3 protein-coding genes are annotated in these 6,670 nt (G+C 55.1%); 1 reads left to right on the top strand and 2 read right to left on the bottom strand.

The features are described 5' to 3' along the window. Nucleotides 1-203: 203 nt before the first annotated feature. Together HMPREF3277_RS03080 and HMPREF3277_RS03075 are read right to left on the bottom strand one after the other, a co-directional pair. A complete protein-coding gene (locus HMPREF3277_RS03080; protein ID WP_070870010.1) occupies nucleotides 204-1,019 on the bottom strand; it encodes an alpha/beta hydrolase in 816 nt (271 codons plus the stop codon). A gap of 326 nt (nucleotides 1,020-1,345) precedes the next feature. Then, nucleotides 1,346-3,454 (bottom strand): TonB-dependent siderophore receptor, encoded by a 2,109-nt coding sequence (locus HMPREF3277_RS03075; protein ID WP_070870009.1) that lies wholly within the window; start codon nucleotides 3,452-3,454, stop codon nucleotides 1,346-1,348. 476 nt (nucleotides 3,455-3,930) lie between these two features. Between HMPREF3277_RS03075 and adhE the strand changes: the two genes are divergently transcribed. Further along, nucleotides 3,931-6,546, top strand: a complete 2,616-nt coding sequence (gene adhE / locus HMPREF3277_RS03070; protein ID WP_070870008.1) for a bifunctional acetaldehyde-CoA/alcohol dehydrogenase — start codon at nucleotides 3,931-3,933, stop codon at nucleotides 6,544-6,546. Nucleotides 6,547-6,670 lie beyond the last annotated feature (124 nt).

Raw genomic sequence — 6,670 nt, 5'->3', positions numbered from 1 at the left:
GGACAAAGATAACTGATTCAGATTATTAGGTGGCAGATTTCGTGGGCACAGCCCACGCTACGGGTTGGGTTTCCAATTTAATTGAATAAAACCTGCGTTGATTGCATAAAAAATTGAATCCAAGGTCGTCTGAAAATCCCCAACCGTCATCACTCAAGCCGTATTCCTCTCTGTTTGGAATACGGCTTGTCGTTTCTGCCGGTTTATTTCTTCTGCCACGCTTGGCGGAGGTATTCGATGTGGTCGGGGAGGGCGTAGAAGGGGGTGTTGCCGTGGTTGGCGTTGGGGTAGAGGGTAAATTGTGCGTCTGCGCCGAGGTGTTGGAGGGTGCCGGCAAGCAGTTTGGCTTGGGCGACCATTTCCCTGCCGATTTGTTCGGGGCGGTTGCTACGGCCTTCGTGTTCGCCGACGCTGATGCGGACGGCGGTGTCGGCGGGAAGGGCGGACGGGAGGAAGTCGAGGACGCGGCGGTTGTGCCACCAGACGGAGGGGGAGGCGAGCAGGTTGTGTTTGAAGCGGTCGGGGGCGGTGAAGAGGGAATAGAGTCCGAACAATGCGCCGAAGGAGTGTCCGAACAGGGCTTGTTCTTTGGGGTTGACGGGGTATTTGGCGGCAAGGGTCGGGGCGAGTTCTCGGTCGAGGAAGGCGGCGAAGCGGTCTGCTTGTCCGTATTGGCGGCGGTCTGCTTCGGTGGCGGTTTCGGGCAGGGGTGGGGTGTAGTCGAGGGCGCGTTGGGTCAGGTCGCGGACTTCGCCGTTGGGGTAGCCGATGCTGACGATGAGGCAGGCGGCGCGGCTTCGGGTCATGGGGTTGATGAGCAGGGATTGCGCCATGCTGAGGGCGGCGGGAAAGAAGGCATCTCCGTCGAGGATATGGAGGACGGGATAGCCTTGCGGGGGCGGGTCGCCGACGGCGGCGGTTTGGATGCGGTAGCTGCGGCCGGTGTGCTCGGAGCGGATGTGGGTTTCTTCGGCTTGCAGCAGGCGGGCGGCTTGCCAGTGTGCGGTGCGTGAGGTCATGGCGGGGTTGTCGGTTGTGTTGGTGGGGTGGGGTGTGTGTTATCGGGTTGTCGGATGTTTCAGACGACCTTTGGGCTATATCTGCTGTTTCTCTATGTCAAACATGAACTTATAGTGGAATTAACATAAATCAGGACAAGGCGACGAAGCCGCAGACAGTACAGGTAGTACGGTAAGGAGAGGTAACGCCGTACTGGTTTAAAGTTAATCCACTATAAATGATAAAACCGGACAGGTGGTGTTCCCTGCCTGTCCGGTCTGTTTCCGTAATGTGTTGGTCTTCTGGTTTTTGGCGGTGATTTGTTTTCCTTTTGCTTTTCCCGTTTTTAGAAGTCGTAGCGGAGGTTTGCCATCAGGCTGCGCTCCGAGCCGGGAATGTTGAAGGTGTTTGCGCTGCCGACGCGGGCGTAGTAGTGGCGGTTGAAGATGTTGTCGGCGTTGATTTGCAGCTTCAGTTTAGGCGTGAAGCGGTATGCCGCCATGGCGTCGAATGTGGCGTAGCCGCCTGCACGCAGCCCTGCTGCCGAGGAGATGCTGCTCATCGCGTTCACGCCGCCGCCGAGGGTCAGCTTGGGCGTAACTTCATAAGTTGTCCACAGGTTTGCGCTGTGTTTGGGCATCAGCAGGAAGATGCCGTCGTCGCGCGAGTTGGCGGCGGTTTTGATTTGGCTGTGCAGATAGCTGTAACCTGCGTGGATTTGCCATTTCGGTGTAATCGCGCCGCTGATTTCGGTCTCAACGCCTTCCATCACGCGTTTGCCCAAGGCGGCGTAACGGGTGTTGCGGTTGTTCGGGTTCAGCGGTGCGGCGGCGTTTTTGTCTTTCAGGCGGTAGAGGGAGATGCGGGTGTTGAGGCGGTCGTCCATGTAGCTGCCTTTGTAGCCGACTTCAAACTGGTTGCCTTCGCGCGGTTTGAGCAGGTTGCCGTCGGTGCCGAGGCTGGTTTGCGGCGTGTAGAGTTGGGAGAAGCTGGCGTAGAGGCTGTTGTTGTCGTTCAAGTCGTAAACTGCGCCTGCGTAGCCGGTGAACTTGGTTTTGCTGGCTTTGTGCAACTCGTCGCCTTCGCCCGCTTCGATTTTGTAGTGTCCCAAACGCCAGCCGCCGATGAGCGACAGCCTGTCGACCGGATGGAAGACGGATTTGCCGTAAACGCCGAATTCGTCAAGGTTTTCAGTAGCGACGGTATGGCTGTAACCACGCGCGCCGGCACGGGCGTTCTGCATCAGGTTGACATAGGGAACAGAGTGGAAATCGCCCAAGGCAACATTACGCGCAACGGCTGCACGGCCTTGTTCGTTGGTGCTGCGCAGGCGGTTGTAGTCCGCGCCGACGACGAGTTCGTTTGCGGTGTTGCCCAAGGCAAACGGACGGCTGTAACTGGCGTCAACTGCGAAGGCTTTTTGTTTGATTTCCGTGCCTAAGCCGACGACGTTTGCCTTATTGTCGGCAGAAAGTTTGTTGGCGGCGAAGGTGTAGTTGGAGTCGGCATCGCGGTCGGAATAGCGCATACCGATTTTGCCGTAGCCGCCGTCGTCAAAATAATGTTTCAGATCGGCGAACACGTCATGGCTGTTCATTTTGAATTTGTTCCAATCCGCGCCGACAAAGGTGTGGTTGGGCAGGGACAGCAAATTACCGCTGCTGCCGACGGGCAGGCCGTTGTACGGTGCGAGGTGGCGTTGCTGGTAGAGATAGCCTACGCCCAAAGTCGTGTCGGGGTTGATGTCCCAATCCGCCGCCGCGTAGAAGGTTTCGTGGTGGTTGTTTTTCTCGGCAGGACGGGGAGACGCGCCCGAAGTTTGCGCCATCACACGGGCGCGAACGCTGCCGTCGGCGTTCAGAGGACCTGAAACGTCGGCTTCGGTTTTATATTGTTTGTGCGTACCAAACCCTGCCGCTGCATGGCCTTGGAACTCTTTGGTCGGGCGTTTGCGCACCAAATTCACAATACCGCCCATCTCACCGCTGCTGTCGAACAAGCCGCTCGGGCCGCGCATCACTTCGACGCGGTCGAAGGCAAACAGGTTGGGCAGCGTGCCGTTGATACTCTGCATCTGCGCGGGCAGACCGTCGATGTTGTATTCGCTGTATTCGTAGCCGCGCGCATAAACCGATGAGCGGCCGTCGTCATTACTCAACACGCGCAGACCCGGCGTTTTGCGCGCCAATTGGTCAAAGGTATCAACGTTGCGGTCTTTTACCTGCTGGTTGGTGATGATGCTGACGGATTGCGGAATTTCGCGTAAAGAAGCGGGAATTTTTGTGCCGACGGTGGCGGCAAACGAGCTGTAATCGCCGTTTTTCTCGGTGGCAATCGCGTTATACGAACGCTGCCCCTTCACATGGACGGTATCCAGCTCGACCGTTTCGGCGGCAAATACAGTGGAAGATAAAGCGGCCACAACGGCGGCAGCGGTCAGATTGGGTCGGAACATCAATTTCTCCGTTCATTGTACAAATGAGAATGGTTGTATTTTATAAGTTTAATATCTGAAATTGTAGAAAAAAACTATCGTTTTCCCGACAATCTCTTGTGAATATGCGACAAGGTCGTCTGAAAACTTTAATTTGGTTTTCAGACGACCTTGTCCGTTTTGCCTGCAAATTTTGTTTGAAAGGTTGTTTTGTAATTTCGATACAAAATTCAAAAAATTTCATTTTCATATGAATTGCGGCGGGCAAAACAATAGCAATATGGCAAAAGGGGAAGACTCGGCGGCCTCTTTTATCAAACTCGTTAAAATGATTTTATTTCAATGTATTAAAAACAGAAAAATCCTGAAAGAGGTCGTCTGAAAACAGCATGCATGGTTTGTGATGTAAGTCAAAGAGAAATGTAACAAAATTACTTATAGTAATCGTAGTGAAAATTTATCGTCTTTATTGCCACCTTATATCAAGGAGATACACCATGAACGCATCAGCCGACAATGTCGTCAGCCCCGCCATCGCCGAGGTCAACAGTTTGGTTGAAAAGGGTTTGCGCTCGTTGGACGAGTTTCGCAAGCTGAATCAGGAGCAGATTGATTATATCGTTGCCAAAGCCTCCATTGCCGCGCTGGACAAACATGGTGTACTCGCCATGCACGCGGTCGAAGAAACGGGACGCGGTGTATTTGAAGACAAGGCAACCAAAAACCTGTTTGCCTGCGAAAACGTCGTGCGCCGCCTGCGTGATTTGAAAACCGTAGGCGTCATCAGCGAAGACGATGTAACCGGCATCACCGAAATCGCCGATCCGGTCGGGGTCGTCTGCGGTATCGTGCCGACCACCAATCCGACTTCCACCACCATTTTCAAATCCCTGATTGCGCTGAAAACCCGCAATCCGATTATTTTCTCGTTCCACCCTTCCGCCCAGCAGTGTTCCGCCCACGCCGCCCAAATCGTGCGCGATGCCGCGATTGCCGCCGGCGCGCCGGAAAACTGCATCCAGTGGATTGAAAAACCGTCTATGGAAGGCACTTCCGCGCTGATGAAGCATCCGGGCGTGGCGACGATTTTGGCGACCGGCGGCAATGCAATGGTGGAAGCCGCTTATTCCTGCGGCAAACCCGCGCTCGGCGTCGGGGCGGGCAACGTGCCTGCCTATGTTGAAAAAACGGCAAACATCCAACAGGTGGCACACGACATCGTGATGTCCAAGGCGTTCGACAACGGCATGATTTGCGCCAGCGAACAAGCCGTCATCGCCGACAAAGAGATTTATAAAGAGTTGGTCGAAGAGTTCAAATCTTACGGCGTGTACTTCGCCAACAAAAAAGAAAAAGCCATGCTCGAAGACTTCATCTTCGGCGTAACGGCAAACTGCGCCAACTGCGGCGGCGCGAAACTCAATTCCGCCGTTGTGGGTAAACCGGCGGCGTGGATTGCCGAACAGGCCGGGTTTAAAGTCCCTGAAAAAACCAACATCATCATCGCCGAATGCCGCGAAGTCGGCCCCAACGAGCCGCTGACCCGCGAAAAACTCTCGCCTGTACTGGCGATGCTCAAAGCGGATTCCACCGAACAAGGTTTGCAGTTTGCCGAACAAATGGTCGCCTTCGACGGCTTGGGACACTCCGCCGCCATCCATACCGCCGACCATGAATTGGCAAAAACCTTCGGCACCCGCGTCAAAGCCCTGCGCGTGATTTGGAACTCGCCCTCCACCTTTGGCGGCATCGGCGACGTTTACAACGCCTTCCTGCCGTCCCTGACCTTGGGCTGCGGCTCTTACGGCAAAAACTCCGTCGGCGGCAACGTCAGCGCAGTCAACCTGTTAAACATCAAAAAAGTAGGCCGTCGGAGAAACAACATGCAATGGTTCAAAGTACCCGCCAAAATCTATTTCGAGCGCGATTCCATCCAATACCTGCAAGACATGAAAGACTGCGAAAAAGTCATGATTGTGACCGACCGTTCGATGGTCGATTTGGGCTTCGTCGATAAAGTGACCCACCAGCTCCACCAACGCAAAAACAAAGTAACCATCCAGCTTTTCACCGATGTCGAGGCCGATCCGAGCGTCCAAACCGTCTATAAAGGCACCGATTTGATGCGCAGCTTCCAGCCCGACACCATCATCGCGCTGGGCGGCGGCTCGCCGATGGACGCGGCAAAAGCCATGTGGCTCTTCTACGAACAGCCCCAAGTCGATTTTGAAGACCTCGTCCAAAAATTCATGGACATCCGCAAACGCGCCTTCCGCTTCCCCGAGTTGGGCCGCAAAGCCAAATTCATCGGCATCCCCACCACATCGGGCACCGGCTCCGAAGTTACGCCGTTTACCGTCATCAGCGACGGCGACAAAAAATACCCTATCGCCGACTACTCGCTGACCCCGACCATCGCCATCGTCGATCCCGCGTTTACCATGACCGTCCCCGCCGGCGTAACCGCTGACACCGGTCTGGACGTACTGACCCACGCCGTAGAAGCATACGTTTCCGTGCTCGCCAACGACTTTACCGACGGCCTCGCCCTGCAAGCCATCAAGCTCGTGTTCCAATACCTCGAACGCTCCTACAAACACGGCGCGTCCGACCCCGAAGCGCGCGAACACATGCACAACGCTTCCACCATCGCAGGCATGGCGTTCTCCAACGCATTCCTCGGCATCAACCACTCGATGGCGCACAAAATCGGCGGCAAATACCACGTTCCGCACGGCCGCGCCAACGCTATCCTGCTGCCGCACGTCATCCGCTACAACGGCACGCGCCCGCAGAAAACCGCCACCTGGCCGAAGTACAACTACTACAAAGCCGACCTGAAATATCAGGAAATCGCCCGTACCTTAGGCCTGCCGTGCGCCACCCCGGCCGAAGGCGTAGAATCCTTTGCCCGCGCCTGTCACGAACTGGCGGTCAACGTCGGCATCAAAATGTCGTTCAAAGAGCAGGGCCTCGACGAAAAAACCTTCATCGACGGCCGCAAAGAACTGGCAATGCTGTCCTTCGAAGACCAATGTACCCCCGCCAACCCGCGTCTGGCATTGGTCGCCGACATGGAAGAAATCCTGACCAAAGCCTATTACGGCGAATAAGGTTCGCAAAATACAATAAGGCGTAAGAAAAAGGTCGTCTGAAAACCGTATTTCGGGTTTTCAGACGACCTCTGTTTTTTATATTGTGCCCCACTTATAGTGGATTAAATTTAAATCAGGACAA

This window comes from Neisseria sp. HMSC70E02, assembly GCF_001838645.1.
Classification (GTDB): Bacteria; Pseudomonadota; Gammaproteobacteria; order Burkholderiales; family Neisseriaceae; genus Neisseria; species Neisseria macacae.
This window is presented reverse-complemented; position numbering and strand designations above follow the sequence as displayed.